At 52.5% G+C, this 16,352-nt stretch carries 14 protein-coding genes; 12 read left to right on the forward strand and 2 right to left on the reverse strand.

All coding sequences use genetic code 11. The annotated features are described in order from the left end of the window. Positions 1-155 precede the first annotated feature (155 nt). From J1781_RS03535 to emrB, 7 genes are all read left to right on the forward strand, one after another. Positions 156-1,340: an MFS transporter gene (locus J1781_RS03535; RefSeq protein WP_129954875.1), complete on the forward strand. Its 1,185-nt coding sequence runs from the start codon at positions 156-158 to the stop codon at positions 1,338-1,340. A 174-nt stretch (positions 1,341-1,514) separates the two neighbouring features. Further along, positions 1,515-2,276, forward strand: coding sequence for an AzlC family ABC transporter permease (locus tag J1781_RS03540; protein WP_129954874.1), 762 nt, complete (start codon positions 1,515-1,517; stop codon positions 2,274-2,276). Next, positions 2,266-2,604: an L-valine transporter subunit YgaH gene (gene ygaH, locus J1781_RS03545; protein ID WP_217233211.1), complete on the forward strand. Its 339-nt coding sequence runs from the start codon at positions 2,266-2,268 to the stop codon at positions 2,602-2,604. The genes J1781_RS03540 and ygaH overlap by 11 nt, the downstream gene beginning before the upstream one ends. A gap of 175 nt (positions 2,605-2,779) precedes the next feature. Continuing rightward, positions 2,780-3,301 carry a transcriptional repressor MprA gene (mprA, locus tag J1781_RS03550; RefSeq protein WP_101079342.1) on the forward strand — a complete coding sequence of 174 codons (522 nt, stop codon included), beginning with the start codon at positions 2,780-2,782 and terminating at the stop codon, positions 3,299-3,301. A 23-nt stretch (positions 3,302-3,324) separates the two neighbouring features. After that, positions 3,325-4,779, forward strand: a complete 1,455-nt coding sequence (locus J1781_RS03555; RefSeq protein ID WP_217137542.1) for an efflux transporter outer membrane subunit — start codon at positions 3,325-3,327, stop codon at positions 4,777-4,779. 25 nt (positions 4,780-4,804) lie between these two features. After that, the gene (gene emrA / locus J1781_RS03560; RefSeq protein ID WP_129954871.1) at positions 4,805-5,980 is read left to right on the forward strand and encodes a multidrug efflux MFS transporter periplasmic adaptor subunit EmrA; all 1,176 of its coding nucleotides are present in this window, start codon (positions 4,805-4,807) and stop codon (positions 5,978-5,980) included. Positions 5,981-5,997: 17 nt separating this feature from the next. Further along, positions 5,998-7,533, forward strand: coding sequence for a multidrug efflux MFS transporter permease subunit EmrB (gene emrB / locus J1781_RS03565; RefSeq protein WP_129954870.1), 1,536 nt, complete (start codon positions 5,998-6,000; stop codon positions 7,531-7,533). Positions 7,534-7,609: 76 nt separating this feature from the next. Here the strand turns inward: emrB and J1781_RS03570 are convergent, their stop codons facing one another. Then, positions 7,610-8,716 (reverse strand): tRNA/rRNA methyltransferase, encoded by a 1,107-nt coding sequence (locus tag J1781_RS03570; RefSeq protein ID WP_129954869.1) that lies wholly within the window; start codon positions 8,714-8,716, stop codon positions 7,610-7,612. Between the two features lie 244 nt (positions 8,717-8,960). On the opposite strand from J1781_RS03570, the gene trxC reads away from it, so the two are divergent. The 5 genes from trxC (at position 8,961) to J1781_RS03595 (ending at position 14,813) form a co-directional block, all read left to right on the forward strand. Further along, on the forward strand, positions 8,961-9,380 hold the full coding sequence (gene trxC / locus J1781_RS03575) for a thioredoxin TrxC (protein WP_013574074.1): 420 nt from the start codon (positions 8,961-8,963) through the stop codon (positions 9,378-9,380). Between the two features lie 127 nt (positions 9,381-9,507). Then, the gene (locus J1781_RS03580) at positions 9,508-10,212 is read left to right on the forward strand and encodes a tRNA-uridine aminocarboxypropyltransferase (protein WP_129954868.1); all 705 of its coding nucleotides are present in this window, start codon (positions 9,508-9,510) and stop codon (positions 10,210-10,212) included. A 31-nt stretch (positions 10,213-10,243) separates the two neighbouring features. Beyond that, complete coding sequence (locus tag J1781_RS03585) at positions 10,244-12,964, forward strand: bifunctional acetate--CoA ligase family protein/GNAT family N-acetyltransferase (RefSeq protein ID WP_217219770.1); 2,721 nt, start codon at positions 10,244-10,246, stop codon at positions 12,962-12,964. 87 nt (positions 12,965-13,051) lie between these two features. Next, positions 13,052-14,404: a CDP-diacylglycerol--serine O-phosphatidyltransferase gene (pssA, locus tag J1781_RS03590; RefSeq protein ID WP_370278362.1), complete on the forward strand. Its 1,353-nt coding sequence runs from the start codon at positions 13,052-13,054 to the stop codon at positions 14,402-14,404. Between the two features lie 61 nt (positions 14,405-14,465). Continuing rightward, entirely contained in the window at positions 14,466-14,813 is a 348-nt protein-coding gene (locus tag J1781_RS03595; RefSeq protein ID WP_129954865.1) for a YfiM family lipoprotein, read from the forward strand. A gap of 29 nt (positions 14,814-14,842) precedes the next feature. Here J1781_RS03595 and J1781_RS03600 read toward each other — a convergent pair whose 3' ends face one another. Further along, on the reverse strand, positions 14,843-16,138 hold the full coding sequence (locus J1781_RS03600) for an MFS family transporter (protein WP_217233212.1): 1,296 nt from the start codon (positions 16,136-16,138) through the stop codon (positions 14,843-14,845). Positions 16,139-16,352: the final 214 nt, after the last annotated feature.

A 16,352-nucleotide genomic window follows, 5' to 3' on the forward strand; every position in this document is an offset into this window, starting at 1 on the left:
GGGGAGAAATCTCCGCCCGTTTTTTGTGAAGAAAATGTCCATTACAAAACCAAATAGTTGCCATGAAAACTATTCATTGGTTTAATATTTCAACCAAAACGATAATTACCTTTCGCTTTCCTCTGCTCCTTCAATAAGATACGTTTATTCATATTATGAAAAAAACTACAGCACATTCTCCACTCAGCCCGGCGCTGATTATTCTGATGGCAGTGGCCACCGGGCTTGCCGTCGCCAGTAACTATTATCCACAACCGCTGCTGGAAACCATCGCCCGGGCGTTCAGCCTGTCGGTGAATCAGGCCGGATTTATCGTCACGGTGGCGCAGCTCGGTTACGCCTGTGGCCTGATGTTTATCGTGCCGCTCGGCGATATGTTTGAACGCCGCAGTCTGATTGTGCTGATGACGTTACTTTCTGCTGCAGGTCTTCTGATTACTGCGATGGCGCCCACGCTGACCATCATGCTGATCGGGACGGCGCTCACCGGATTGTTCTCGGTAGTGGCACAAATTCTGGTGCCGCTGGCTGCCACGCTGGCAGAACCGGAGCGTCGCGGTAAAGTCGTCGGACTGATTATGTCTGGCCTGTTACTGGGGATCCTGCTGGCACGTACCGTCGCGGGTGCGCTGGCATCACTGGGAGGCTGGCGGACGGTGTACTGGGTCGCCAGTGCGTTGATGGTCGTGATGGCGCTGGTGTTGTGGCGTAAATTGCCAAAGCACCAGCAGAAAACCGATCTCAATTACCCGCAGTTACTGAAATCTATTTTCACACTCTTCATCCGTACGCCAGTTTTACGCACCCGTGCGCTGATAGGCATGTTCTGTTTCGCCAACTTCAGCATTCTCTGGACCTCGATGGCATTCCTGCTCGCGGGCCCGGCGTATCACTATTCCGAAGGGGTTATCGGCCTGTTTGGTCTGGTGGGTGCGGCGGGTGCGCTGGCAGCCACCCGCGCAGGGAATCTGGCGGATAAAGGCAAAGCCCATCTGACCACCACGGCGGGTCTGATCCTGCTGTTGCTATCCTGGGCAGCGATTGCATATGGGCAATATTCGGTGATCTCACTGATTATCGGTATCATCGTTTTGGACCTTTCGGTTCAGGGCGTCCACATCACCAATCAAAGCGTTATCTATAAAACGATGCCGGAAGCGCGTAACCGCCTGACAGCGGGTTACATGACGACATACTTTATCGGGGGTGCGGTGGGGTCACTGGTGTCTGCTTCGGCTTATCAGGCGGCGGGTTGGTACGGGGTCTCAGCAGCGGGTACTGTCATGTGTGTGCTGAATTTACTGGTCTGGTGGAAAGGACATCAATACACCCTGGCCTGATAACGTACGAAACTACATCAGGAGGGAACCATCACTCCTCCTGATTAGCTTGCGAATAGTCATTAAAGAAATTTATTTGAACCAAAGGGTGTCATCAATACTTACAGTCTGGTAATGTTTACGCCATGAATTATTTGCCGGCAACCATCCGGTTTCACAATGTTTTAAACACCCATGCAAACCAATCCAGATCTCGAAGCACCCGACCCCGTTCGTGTTTCCACTTTCGCACAAGGTATTACCGATAGCCTCCCTATCGTGATGGGTTATCTGCCCATCGCTTTTGCATTCGGTCTCAGCGCCGTCAAACTGGGTTTCACCCCTTCTGAAAGTCTGCTGTTTTCCATTCTTATCTACGCTGGCGCCAGCCAGTTTGTGATCACCGCGTTGCTCAGTGCAGGCATGTCGTTATGGGTTTCCGCCCTGACAGTGATGGCGATGGATGTGCGGCATGTGCTGTATGGTCCTTCACTGCGCAATCGTATTGTGGGAAAACTCTCTGGCAAAAAAACCGCGCTTTGGGCATTCGGCCTGACGGACGAAGTCTTTGCTGCCGCAACGGCCAAACTGATCCGCAATAAACGTAGCTGGAGCGAAAACTGGATGTGCGGCATTGCGCTGTCATCATGGCTTTCATGGGTTTTTGGCACCGCAGTGGGTGCGCTGTTTGGTAATGGTCCGCTGGAAGATTTCCCCGCCATCGAAGCCGCACTCGGATTTATGTTACCGGCGCTGTTCCTGAGTTTCCTGCTCGCGGCCTTTAAGCGCCAGCAGAGTGGAGTGTTTGTCGCCTCACTGACCGGTGCGCTGGGCGGGTTGCTGTTCTGGTCGATTCCCGCCGCCATCGCCTGCGGCCTGGGTGCGGGGTGCCTCGCCGCCTTGCTGCAACGCCCCGTTCCCCCTTCTGCCACGGAGATCACCTCAGATGAGCACTGATGTCATTTTGGTTTGTCTGCTCGTCGGCACCGTCAATTACCTGTTCCGGTATCTGCCTCTGCGCCTGGATTCGCGGCAGAAGTCAGCACTGAAAAGTGGCCCGTTATCCCGCGTACTCGACAGCATTGGTATCGCATCAATTTGTGCGCTGCTGGTGGTTTCAGGCACCCCAGAAATTCTGCGCGATCAGCAAAAGCTGCTGCCGTCACTGGCCGGTTTTGCTCTGCTGGCACTGATTTTCTGGCGTACCAAAAGCATTGTTATTGCCACCCTGACCGGCGCCGTGGCGTACGGTCTGGTGTTCAAGCTGATGCTGATGGCAGGCTGAAGACCATTTTTATCAGGGGGATAATCAACGGGCGAAGTCCGCCTGTTACAGTCAATATCGAATAATTCACCGGAGTTATGAATAACACTAATTGTTAAAGAATAGGTGATTCATAACATTGATATTATTAATTACCGTCGTTACTATGTCATTCGTAACTAATGAGGCTTCTCATATGGACAGTTCGTTCACGCCAATTGAAAACATGTTAAATTTCCGGGCTAAAAAGCAAAAAGATTTCCCCTATCAGGAAATTTTGCTGACCCGCCTGTGTATGCACATGCAAAGTAAATTGCTTGAAAACCGTAATAAGATGCTGAAAGCGCAAGGCATTAATGAAACGCTGTTTATGGCGTTGCTCACCCTTGATGCACAGGAAAGTCACAGTATTCAGCCTTCGGAGCTTAGCTCTGCGCTGGGTTCATCACGCACCAACGCCACCCGGATTGCGGATGAGCTGGAAAAGCGCGGATGGATCGAACGCCGTGAAAGCGATAACGACCGCCGGTGTCTGCATTTGCACCTGACAGCTGACGGTGAAGCCTTTATTCAAAAGTTACTGCCGCCTCAACATAAGAGCCTGCATTTTCTCTGGTCGACATTAGACGCAGATGAACAGAAGCAGTTAGAAACCCTGACGCGCAAACTGTTAACTCGCCTTGATCAGATGGATGCGACAGCACTACAACAATTCTAGATTTCTGTTCAGGTAAACTACACATGTCACTCCAAGCTCGCTGGAGGCTTACGCCGCTGTTTGCCGTTTTTATTTTGGCCGGCTGCGCTTCCGGTAATAATATTGCTCCTCAGTCGTCGCTGCTCGATACGCAACAGCTTCATCTGCAGCAGGCAAAAGTCAGTTCCCTGACCATCGGTCCCCAGTGGTGGCGCAGTCTTAATGATCCGCAACTCGATAATCTGATGACCACGACGTTGCAGAACTCGCCATCATTACGTCAGGCAGCCGCACGGGTGCGCGAAGCGCAAAGTGTGATGGGCGAAGCCGATGCCGCCAATGGCCCTTATCTGGATTTGAACGGTTCAACGCGTCGTGAACGTGTCGCAAAAAACACGATCCCGCCGTTTCTGACCAGCTATCCCGAAGCGCCAATTTACGACAGCAGCAACAGCCTCGGGCTGAATCTGAGCTATGAGTTTGACTGGTGGGGTAAATACCGCAATCAGGTGAATGCCGCGAAAGCACAGGTGGATTCTGCCCGTGCAGAACAGGCTGAAGCCGCCCTGACGCTGACCAGTTCGGTGGCGTCAGCTTATTATCAGTTGCAGGCAAACCTTGCCTTGCAGGATATTCTGCAACACGAAGTGGATAATAATCAGCACCTTGCCGATTTGCGCAAAGCGCAATATCAGGCAGGCGTCTACGGCGTTGAAATTCCGCAACAAACTCAGGCTCAGGCCGACAGCGCCAAACAGCAGATCATCAATCTGAAATCGCAAACTGAACAGCTGAGACATCAGCTTTCTGCGCTGGCCGGACGTGGTCCGGACGCGATGGACGGTTTGCATGCCGTTGCGTTGCCATCACCCGACACGCTGGCACCCAAAGGTGAACTGACCCTGGATTTACTCGGCAAACGCCCTGACATCGCCGCACAGCGTGATCTGGTGGAGTCCTATTCCCAGAGCGTCAGTGCCGCGAAAAAAGAGTTTTATCCAAGCCTTTCTATCAGTGCCTTCGGGGGTCTGACGACCACCAACTTCGGCGGCACCAGCCCGAATCTTTTTGAAGCAGCCAGCAAAGCCTGGAATATCACACCGGCGATTTCGCTGCCGATTTTCCACGCCGGTGCGTTGCGCTCCAAACTGGGCGAAGAGTCCGCGTTATATGACCAGTCCGTTGAGTCGTATAACCAGACCATCCTGAACGCCATCCAGCAAACTGCGGATGCCATTACTGTCTCGAAAAGCAGCGTTGAACAATTGCAGCAGGCTTCTTCTGCCGCTAAATCGCTGGAAGAGGTGTATCGCGTTTCAGATGCAAGGTACAACGCTGGCGTCATCGGACGGGATGAGCTGTTAACCAGCCAGTCAGCACTCCTGCAACAACAGCAGGCACAACTTACCGCCAGCAGTCAGTTGATGCAGGCAAAAATCAGTCTCGTCCGTGCGCTTGGGGGAGGTTATCAGGCCCCGGCAGCGGATCCAAAATCATAATAAAAGACTCAGTGTGGAGAAGACCATGAGCGCAAATGCCGATACTCAGGCAACGCCGCAAGCTCCGAAAAATAAGAAGAAAACGCGCAAAGTCGCGATGCTCTTGTTAACCGGGATTTTCATTATTATTGCCATCGCCTACCTGTTTTACTGGCTGCTGGTATTACGTCATTTCCAGTCTACCGACGATGCTTATGTTGCCGGTAACCAGGTGCAGATTATGGCGCAGGTGTCGGGCAGCGTAACCGATGTCAATTTCGACAGCACCGACTTTGTAAAAAAAGGTGACGTGCTGGTGACCATCGATCCTACCGATGCTGAGCAGGCGTTCGAACGCGCTAAAACGGCGCTGGCGAACAGCGTGCGGCAGACGCATCAGCTGATCATCAACGGTAAGCAATACCAGGCCAATATCGCGCTGCGTCAGACGCAACTGCAACAGGCGCAGACAGACCTTAAGCGCCGTATTGTGCTGGGAAATGTCGATGCGATTGGCCGTGAAGAACTGCAACACGCACGTGATGCCGTCGATACCGCAAAAGCGCAATACGATGTCGCTGTTCAGCAATACAACGCCAATCAGGCGATGATTCTGGATACCCCGGTCGATAAGCAGCCACAAGTTCTGCAGGCCGCCGCTCAGGTCCGTGACGCATGGCTTGCCCTGCAACGTACTAAAGTGCGCAGCCCTGTTGACGGTTTCGTCTCGCGCCGTGCTGTTCAAATCGGCCAGCAGATCAGCCCGACAACGTCCCTGATGGCTGTGGTGCCCGCGCATCACATCTGGGTCGATGCCAACTTTAAAGAAACCCAGCTGGCAAACATGCGTATTGGTCAGGTGGCCACCGTGGTCAGCGATATGTACGGCGATGACGTGAAATATCACGGTAAAGTGGTCGGCATGGACATGGGCACCGGCGGTGCGTTCTCGCTGTTACCGGCGCAGAATGCCACCGGCAACTGGATCAAAGTGGTTCAGCGTCTGCCGGTACGTATCGAACTCAACGATCAGGAAGTGGCTGAACACCCGCTGCGTATCGGGTTATCCACGCTGGTGACGGTTGATACTCAGAACCGTGATGGCCTGGTGCTGGCCAATAAAGTGCGTAGTGAACCGCTGTACCAGACTTCAGCGCTGACGCTGGATCTGACACCGGTTAATGCCATCATTGCTGACGTTATTCATGCTAATGCAGGCTAAAACATCCGGAGGCCTCTGTGGCAAATAAACCGCTGGTAGGCGCCCCGCTGGCCTGGATGACGGTGGCTTTGTCTATGGCCACCTTTATGCAGGTGCTGGACTCTACCATCGCCAACGTGGCGATCCCGACCATTGCCGGGAATCTGGGTGCCTCGAACTCACAGGGTACCTGGGTTATCACCTCGTTCGGGGTGGCAAATGCCATCTCGATCCCGATCACCGGCTGGCTGGCAAAACGCATCGGTGAGGTCAAACTGTTCCTGTGGTCCACCGTGCTGTTTGCCCTCGCCTCCTGGTTGTGCGGGATGTCCAACAGCCTGGAAATGCTGATTTTCTTCCGTGTGGTACAGGGCGTGGTAGCAGGTCCGCTGATCCCGCTTTCACAAAGTCTGTTACTGAATAACTATCCGCCAGCCAAGCGAAGTACCGCACTCGCGCTCTGGTCGATGACGGTGATTGTCGCCCCGATTTGCGGGCCGATCCTCGGCGGGTATATCAGTGACAACTACCACTGGGGCTGGATCTTCTTCATCAACGTGCCGATCGGTCTGGCCGTGGTGTTCCTGACGCTCAGAACGCTGAAGGGGCGCGAGACCGCCACGCAGATCCGTCCGATCGACAGTGTGGGGTTAGTACTGCTGGTGCTGGGTATCGGGGCTTTACAGGTGATGCTCGACCGGGGTAAAGAACTCGACTGGTTTAACTCGACGGAAATTATCGTGCTGGCGGTCGTGGCCGTGGTCGCGCTGTGCTTCCTTGTCGTCTGGGAGCTGACCGATGACCATCCGATCGTTGATTTGTCCCTGTTTAAATCACGAAACTTCACCATCGGTGTGTTGTGTATCAGTCTGGCTTATATGCTCTACTTCGGCGCCATTGTATTGCTGCCGCAGCTATTGCAGGAGGTCTACGGATATACCGCCACCTGGGCCGGTCTGGCGTCCGCGCCGGTCGGTATTTTGCCAGTACTGATGTCGCCGATCATCGGGCGTTTTGCGCACCGTCTGGACATGCGAAAGCTGGTGACTTTCAGCTTTATCATGTATGCCTATTGCTTCTTCTGGCGCGCCTATACGTTCGAACCGGGGATGGATTTTGGCGCTTCCGCCTGGCCGCAGTTTATTCAGGGCTTCGCGGTGGGTTGCTTCTTTATGCCGCTGACCACCATTATTCTGTCGGGATTACCGCCGGAACGTATGGCGGCGGCATCGAGTCTGTCAAACTTTATCCGTACGCTGGCGGGGTCGATTGGTACTTCAATCACCACCACCTTGTGGTCGAACCGTGAATCGCTGCATCACGCGCAGTTAACGGAAAATATCACACCGTTTAATCCGACAGCGACGCAGACCTACCAGCAGCTCGAAGGCCTCGGCATGAGCCAACAGCAAGCTTCAGGATGGATAGCACGGGAGATCACGAATCAGGGATTAATCATCTCTGCCAATGAGATTTTCTGGTTATCCGGTGGCGCATTCCTGGTGTTGCTGATTTTAATCTGGTTCGCCCGTCCGCCGTTCACCAGTGGCGGGGGCGCGGGTGGCGCGCACTGATTCAGATAAACCTTGAGTATCAGAAAATAAAACGGACGCCTTAAGCGTCCGTTTTTTTATGGCTAAAACCAGGTTATTACGCCTGGTTCTGGCGCCACCATTCTGCCAGTAAAATACCGGATGCGACGGAAACGTTGAGGCTTTCCACTTTACCCGTACCACCGATAGAGACACTCAGGTCGCCCTGCTGCCATGCACTGTCAGACAAACCATCACTTTCTTCACCCAATACCAGCACCATTTTGGCCGGTAATTGTGCTTTGCCCAACGCCGTACCTTTATGGCTGGAGGTGGTGACGATGGTGTATCCCGCTTTACGGAAGGTTTCCAGAACATCAAGGAAGTTATCCGCGTTAATGGCTTTAACGTGTTCCGCGCCGCCTTCTGCCGTACGCACTGCCGCACCGGATTCCAGTTGAGCCGGATCCTGAACCATCATCCCGTTGATACCAAAATGCGCACAAGAACGCATGATACCGCCGAGGTTGTGCGGGTTGCCGACGTTTTCCAGCGCCAGTACACAGTCTTTTGCCGGCGCAGTTTGCAGATAAGTTTCCGCATCCAGACCCTGACGTTTTTTAATCAGGAAACATACGCCGCCGTGGTGTTCGGTGCCGGAGGCTTTCGCCAGTTCGTCATCTTCAACCACATGATAGGCTTTGCGGTTAGCGGCCATCCAGCGCAGCGCTTCACGAAAACGCGGAGTGACGGATTGCACAAACCACGCCCGCACAATCGCGTCCGGACGGCTGGCAAACAGGGCCTGACAGGCGTTTTCGCCATACACGCGGGTCTCTTCCTGACGCTGACGACGCAGCTGCTCAGGATCGATAAAACTTTTACCGCTGATACCGCCGTGATCCGGTACGGCATCATCTGCCGGTGGACGTGAGACCGTTTTCCACGGCGAAGAGTACGGGCCATCGTCGTCACGGGCCGGACGACGCGGGCGATCGTCCCCACCACGGCGCGGTGCCGGGCCGCGGGAATCACCACGGGAATCGCTGCTGCGACGCTCATTGCGGCGGGCATCGTCTGGACGGGAACCCTGGCGAGGTTTATCGCCCGGACGTCCTTTATTGTTGGAAGGACGTTTATCGTTATTGCGGTTATCGCCGTCGTCGTCACTACGGACGTACATCACTTTGACTTTGCCGTTCTTGCCACTGAATGAATCGTTCATTTTTCTCTCCACCTACGCGCAGGGCGCGAAGATTACCTGATGTCTGTGAGCTAAGCCACAGGCTTTGGACCAAAAGCTAAAAACTATCGTAATCATTGAATAAACCACGTTGTTTACATGACGTAGCAACCTCATACTTACAACATACAAGTAACATATCAGCCGTGTTGTTTACCGCTTTTAAGGATAAAACCGGGGTTGTGGTTGATACCATTCTCACGTTAAGCAATGTAGAGGCTATTTTATGAATACGGTTTGTTCATCTTGTCAGGCCACCAACCGCCTGCCTGAGGATCGTATCGACGACGGCGCAAAATGTGGCCGATGCGGCCATGCACTTTTTGAAGGCGATGTCATACACGCGACTGCCGCCACGCTGGACAAATACCTGCAGGATGATCTGCCGGTTGTCGTCGATTTCTGGGCACCATGGTGTGGCCCTTGTGTTAATTTTGCGCCGATTTTTGAAGATGTGGCGCAGGAGCGCGCCGGTAAAATCCGCTTCATCAAAGTGAATACCGAGGCAGAACCTGAACTGAGCGCGCGATTCCGCATCCGCAGTATTCCGACCATTATGGTGTTTAATGAAGGCAAAATGGTCGATATGTTGAGCGGGGCGATGCCTAAAGCGCCGTTCAATAACTGGCTTAATGAATCATTGTAACGCATAAGCGGTTATAAAGCCCTTGAAGGCCCGTCACTGTGCGGGCCTTTTTCTGTTTATAACAGATGTCCCTTGCCTGCCAGCATCGGGGGATTAGAATAACCGTTTTTCAAAAACCGGAATGCCTATGTCAGACAACGCCGTCCTTCGCCTGCGTGAGCAGCGTTTAGCCCGCTCCACCCGCCCTTTTCTTGCACGCGGTTCACGGGCGATACGCTGTCAGCACTGTCTGTTGCCCAAACGCAACTGCATCTGTGCTACGCGCGAAATTCATCAGGCTGCCAGCCGTTTTTGTCTGGTGATGTTTGACACGGAGCCGATGAAACCGAGCAATACGGGTCGCTTAATCGCGGATGTACTGCCCGATACGCAGGCGTTTTTGTGGTCACGCACGCAAACTGATCCGGCTCTGCTGGAAGCCATTGCCGATCCGCAGCGGCAGGCTTATGTGGTTTTTCCGGCCTCTTTCGCCGCACCGCCACGTCAGGTGTTTACCGACGTTCCGGCAGGCAGCAAACCGCCTTTGTTCATTATGCTCGACGGTACCTGGAACGAAGCGCGTAAGATGTTCCGCAAAAGTCCTTATCTGGATAATCTTCCCGTTTTCTCTCTCGATGTGAGTGCCAGCTCTGGCTATATCCTGCGTGAAGCCTCACGTCCGGAATTGCATTGCACCGTAGAAGTCGCCGCCGCATTGTTGGAAAAAGCCGGGGATCTCAATGCCTCAGCGGGCCTCTCGCGCCACTTTACCCATTTCCGCACCCAGTATCTGGCCGGAAAACCCCATCATCCGGTGCATCAGCTCACAGCAAAGAACGAAGAAAGCCTCTAGAATCAGTTAAGGATAATTGTTCGGAGTACTCATGAGTCAGCGCGGACTGGAAGCACTACTACGACCTGAATCTATTGCGGTCATCGGCGCCAGCAATAAAGCGGGACGGGCCGGATATCTGATGATGCGCAATCTGCTCGACAGCGGATTCAACGGCCCGGTCTTACCGGTCACTCCGGCTTATCGCGCGGTGTGTGGTGTGCTGACCTGGCAGGACGTCGCCAGCTTGCCGATGTCACCGGATCTCGCCATTCTTTGCACACACGCAGACCGCAATCTTACGTTACTTGAACAACTCGGCGAACGTGGCTGTAAAACCGTCATTGTGCTTTCCTCACAGCCACAACAATTCGCTGAACTTAAAACCTGCGCCCAGCGCTTTTCGATGCGTCTGCTCGGTCCCAACAGCCTTGGTATTCTCGCGCCGTGGCAAAAGCTAAATGCCAGTTTTTCGCCGGTGCCCATTATTCCCGGCAAACTGGCATTTATTTCGCAGTCGGCGGCAGTTGCCAATACCATTCTGGACTGGGCGCAACAGCGTGCCGTGGGCTTTTCCTATTTCGTATCGCTGGGCGACAGCCTGGATATCGATGTCGATGATCTGCTTGATTTCCTCGCCCGTGACAATAAAACCAGCGCCATTCTGCTGTATCTCGAACACATCAGTGATGCACGACGTTTTCTTTCCGCCTCACGCAGCGCCTCACGTAATAAACCGATTCTGGTGATCAAAAGTGGCCGCAGCGGACAGGCGCAGCAATTACTTAATAGCCCGCTAAGCCTTGATGCCGCTTACGACGCGGCGATTCAGCGCGCCGGTTTACTGCGTGTGCAGGATACCCATGAGCTATTTTCCGCTGTTGAAACGCTGAGCCATATGCGGCCGTTACGTGGCGAGCGGTTGCTGATCGTCAGTAACGGTGCCGCGCCCGCTGCGATGGCGTTGGATCAGTTGCTTTCACGCAATGGTAAACTGGCGCAACTGAGTGAGGAAACCTGTCGAACAGTGCGTGCCATTTTGCCTGAGAATATCACTGTTTCGAATCCGCTGGATTTGCACGATGACGCCACACCGCAGTTGTATCAGGCGGTGATGACCGCTCTGCTCGGCAGCACCGATTACGATGCAATACTGGTGATCCACGCACCCAGCGCTGCCGCACATGGCACGGTGACCGCCAGCCACGTCATCGACGCTGTGCATACGCATGCCCGGGGTAAATACATCACACTGCTGACCAACTGGTGCGGTGAGTTTTCCTCGCAGGAAGCCCGTAAGCTGTTCACAGAAGCAGGGATCCCGACTTACCGGACCCCGGAAGGGACAGTGACGGCGTTTATGCATATGGTGGAATACCGCAGGAACCAGAAGCAACTCAAAGAAACGCCGGCACTTCCGGCCGACCTTGGGCAGAACACCGGTCAGGCGCATCAGGTGATCGCCCGCACGCTGGCGGAAGGTACGACACAGCTGGATACGCATGAGGTACGCGCCATTTTGCAGGCATACGGCATGAATGTGCTGCCGACATGGATTGCCAGCGACAGCGCAGAAGCGGTGAATATCGCCAGCCAGGTGGGTTATCCGGTGGCGCTGAAATTGCGCTCCCCGGATATCCCGCATAATTCTGAAGTACAGGGCGTAATGTTGTATCTGCGTACCGCCAGCGAAGTTGCACAGGCTGCCAATGCTATTTTTGACCGTGCCAGACAGGCGTTTCCGCAGGCAAAGATCCTGGGGCTGCTGGTGCAAACCATGGCCAACCGGCCGGGCTCACAGGAACTGCGCGTGGTTGTCGAACAGGATCCGGTATTCGGCCCGCTGATCATGTTGGCAGAAGGCGGTACTGACTGGCGACCGGAAAGACAGGCGGCGATTTCTCTCCCTCCGCTGAACATGACGCTGGCGCGTTATCAGGTGGTTCAGGCACTCAAAAGTGGCAAAATTCGTGGCCGTAATGCCCTGCATCCTTTTGATATTCCGGCGCTGAGCCAGTTACTGGTGAACGTGTCGAACCTGATCATCGACTGCCCGGAGATCGAAAGGCTGGATATTCATCCTCTGCTGATTTCCGGCAGTGAACTCAGCCTGCTCGATGTGTCCATGCAGCTTTGTGTACAGGGAGCAGACACCCGATCGCGACTGGCGATTCGCCCTTATCCGCGTGAACTGGAAGAGCACGTTATACTTAAAGATGGTTCACCGGCGCTGTTCCGCCCCATCCTTCCGGAAGATGAGCCGCTGCTAAAAGCGTTTATCCTGAAGGTCACTAAAGAAGACCTGTACTACCGCTACTTCAGTGAGATTAATGAGTTCACGCATGAAGACTTAGCGAACATGACACAGATTGACTATGACCGTGAAATGGCATTCGTCGCCATTCATAGTGTGGATAATGAAAACGAAATTATTGGCGTTACCCGGGCGGTGTCTGATCCTGATAATATTGATGCCGAATTCTCGGTGCTGGTACGGTCGGATCTGAAAGGACTCGGGCTCGGAAGACGGTTGCTTGATAAAATGATCCATTACGCGGCAGAGCACGGCCTGCAACGCCTCACAGGCATTACGATGCCCAATAACCGCGGCATGATCACGCTGGCCAGGAAACTCGGATTCGACGTTGATATTCAGATCCAGGACGGCATTGTGAACCTCTCACTGACGCTGGAAAAGGCCCGGATTTCGCAGCAGAAAACCGTGAACCTGCGCCGCGAACAGGCAAAAGATGCGCACATGAGACAGGACTAATGGTATTATCGACCGATTGTGCGGTCACCACTGTCTGCTTGTGCCGCTAAAGCCATTACATAAAGAGAGAAGAAGCGCACTGTGATGTTGTCAAAATTGAAACGTAATAAACATCAACAACACCTTGCTCAACTGCCCAAACTCCCCCAAACGGTTGATGCTGTAAAAACGCTCTACTGCCCTGCAGATTTCCGTAAGACGCTGCTCGAAGCGATTGCCAACGCCACCCAACGGATTTATCTGGTCGCGCTCTATTTAGAGAATGATGACGGCGGTCGTGATGTGCTTTCGGCGTTGTATGCCGCCAAGCAGCGACGTCCTGACCTGGAGATTTGTGTGCTGGTTGACTGGCACCGCGCTCAGCGTGGCCGCATTGGCGCGGCAGCCTCAAACACTAATGCTGACTGGTATTGTCGCATGGCAAAAGAGCATCCTGAGCTTTCCGTGCCGGTGTATGGCGTTCCGGTTAATACCCGTGAAGCGTTAGGTGTTTTGCATCTGAAGGGCTTTATTATTGACGATCAGGTGATCTACAGCGGTGCAAGCCTCAATGATGTTTACCTGCATCGCCATGAAAAATACCGCTACGATCGCTACCAGTTGCTGACTAACGCTCCGCTGGCCAATACCATGATCGACTTTATGAAGAAATCGATCCTGACTGCGGCTGCCGTACAGCGTCTTGATCGTGAAGATCGTCCTAAAAGCATTGAGATCAAAAACGAAACGCGTCAGTTCCGTCAGAACCTGCGCGCCAGCGGTTATCATTTCAAAGACAGTGCAGGAAATGATGAACTGGCAGTGACGCCTATCGTGGGTCTGGGCAAACAAAATGAACTAAACCGGACCATCCATCATCTGATGTCCAGTGCGGAACATAAGCTGACGCTGTGTACGCCTTATTTCAATATGCCTGCGATGCTGGCGAGAAATATCATTCATCTGCTGCGCCGGGGTAAGCAGGTGGAAATTATCGTGGGTGATAAAACCGCCAACGATTTTTATATCCCGCAGGATCAGCCATTCAAAATCATCGGTGCCTTACCCTATTTGTATGAAATTAACCTGCGTCGCTTCCTGAGCCGCTTACAACGTTTCGTTGACAGCGGGCAGCTGATTGTTCGCCTGTGGAAAGATGGCGATAACAGTTACCATCTTAAGGGAATGTGGGTTGATGATCGCTGGCAGTTGATCACGGGCAATAACCTGAATCCACGCGCATGGCGTCTGGATTTGGAAAATGCCATTCTGATCCATGATCCGCATAAGGAGCTGGCATCCGCGCGACACAAAGAGCTGGAAGAAATACGCCAGCACACGCAGGTTGTTTCGCATTATATGGAACTGGAAAGTATTCCTAATTATCCGGTGAAAGTCCGTAAACTTATCCGCCGTCTGCGCAGGATACGTATCGACAGATTAATCAGCCGGATTCTGTAATTGCCTATACTAAAAGCCTGATCATTCTGATCGGGCTTTTTTATATCAGGAAATCCACTTTATGATACAAAAATTATCGTGGGCCCTCAGGCTTCCCGTCATTATTCTGATATCCGCATGTAGCGGATGTACGCATTACGCAAATGACGCCTGGACTGGCAAAGATAAGGCAGAGCACTTTGTAGGTTCCGCTGTATTAGCAGCAGCGGGGGCAGCATACGGTGATCATCAGGGATGGAATGAAGCACGCAGCCGCTCATTTGGATTACTATTTTCCGTCGGACTTGGCGCGACCAAAGAAGTTTATGACAGCCGCGCGGGTGGCAGCGGCTGGAGCTGGAAAGATTTTAGCTGGGATATTGCAGGCGCAGCCACTGGCTACAGCGCTTATCATCTGACTCATTATTAAAGTGCATCCGTGCACCCTCTCAGCGCGGACTAAAGCTGTATTTCCTTTCCCTTACGATGTAATTTCATCGACACAATAAATGCAACGAAACACATTACGCAGACATACCAGAAAAACACTTCTTCAATATTCCATGATTTAAAGGTCAGCGCGACATATTCTGCCGAACCGCCAAACACAGCATTAGCAACCGCATAAGATAATCCCACACCTAATGCCCTGACTTCAGGTGGAAACATTTCTGCTTTTAATAATCCGCTGATGGATGTGTAAAAACTGACAATCAGCAGTGCCAAAACAATAAGCCCGAAGGCAATATAAGGACTGGTAACGGTTTGTAGAATATACAAAATCGGTAGGGTTAAAACAGTCGCCAGACCGCTAAATATCAGCATAGAACTGCGCCGACCTATTTTATCTGACAGCCCGCCAATAATAGGTTGCAGGCACATGAAGACAAAAAGAGCGATAGTCATTAAGGCGCTCGCTGTTTTGGTTTCCATACCGGCCGTATTCACCAGGTATTTTTGCATATAAGTCGTGAAGGTATAGAAAGTCAGGGAACCTGCCGCAGTAAATCCTAATACCATGAGGAATGCTTTTTTATGCTTCCATAATCCCGAGAGTTTACCGGCATCTTTATGCTCACGAGTTTGTTTATCTGATGTTTCATTCAATGAACGACGCAGAAACAGCGCCACAACAGCAAGTATCGCGCCCAATGCAAAGGGGATGCGCCATGCCCAGGATTTCAGCTCATCATTTGAGAATATCTGCTGCAATATAACCAGTACCAGAAGTGCCAGTAATTGCCCTCCGATAAGGGTCACATATTGGAATGAAGCATAAAAACCGCGACGGCCTTTAATCGCCACTTCACTCATATAAGTGGCGCTGGTTCCATATTCACCACCAACGGAAAGCCCCTGGAACAGGCGGGCGACCAGCAATAATATCGGGGCCCAGCCGCCTATAGTTGCGTAAGTTGGCAAACAGGCAATCACCAGCGAACCACAGCACATCATACAGACTGAGATCATCATAGAGTTTTTACGCCCATGTTTATCGGCAACGTAGCCAAATAACCATCCACCAATCGGACGCATAAAGAATCCGGCGGCAAACACACCTGCAGTTTGTAATAACTGAGTTGTGCTGTTTCCGCTCGGGAAAAATGAAGAAGCGAAGTAGAGCGAACAAAAGGAATAGACATAAAAATCGAACCATTCGACCAGATTTCCCGAAGAAGCCCCCACAATAGCGAAAATACGTTTCTTCTTATCCTGCTGATCGTGATTCCCAGACTGAGATCCCAGAGTATCCATTGTATTAATATCCCCAATAGTTCCTGTTAAAAACGAGGTTATGGCTATTTTTTATCGATAGGAAATATTGAGTTAAGCAACGAATCGGCGAATTGGGGAGATGAATTTGAATATTACCTGGAGTTGCGGTGCCTTTTGTGAAGTGAAGCGCAGTAAAAGGTGATTGTAATCACCACCTGATAGCAATAAAGCGAAAAGCCCCGCACTTTCGTAC

This window comes from Rahnella perminowiae (assembly GCF_019049695.1).
In the GTDB taxonomy this organism is placed as follows: domain Bacteria; phylum Pseudomonadota; class Gammaproteobacteria; order Enterobacterales; family Enterobacteriaceae; genus Rahnella; species Rahnella perminowiae.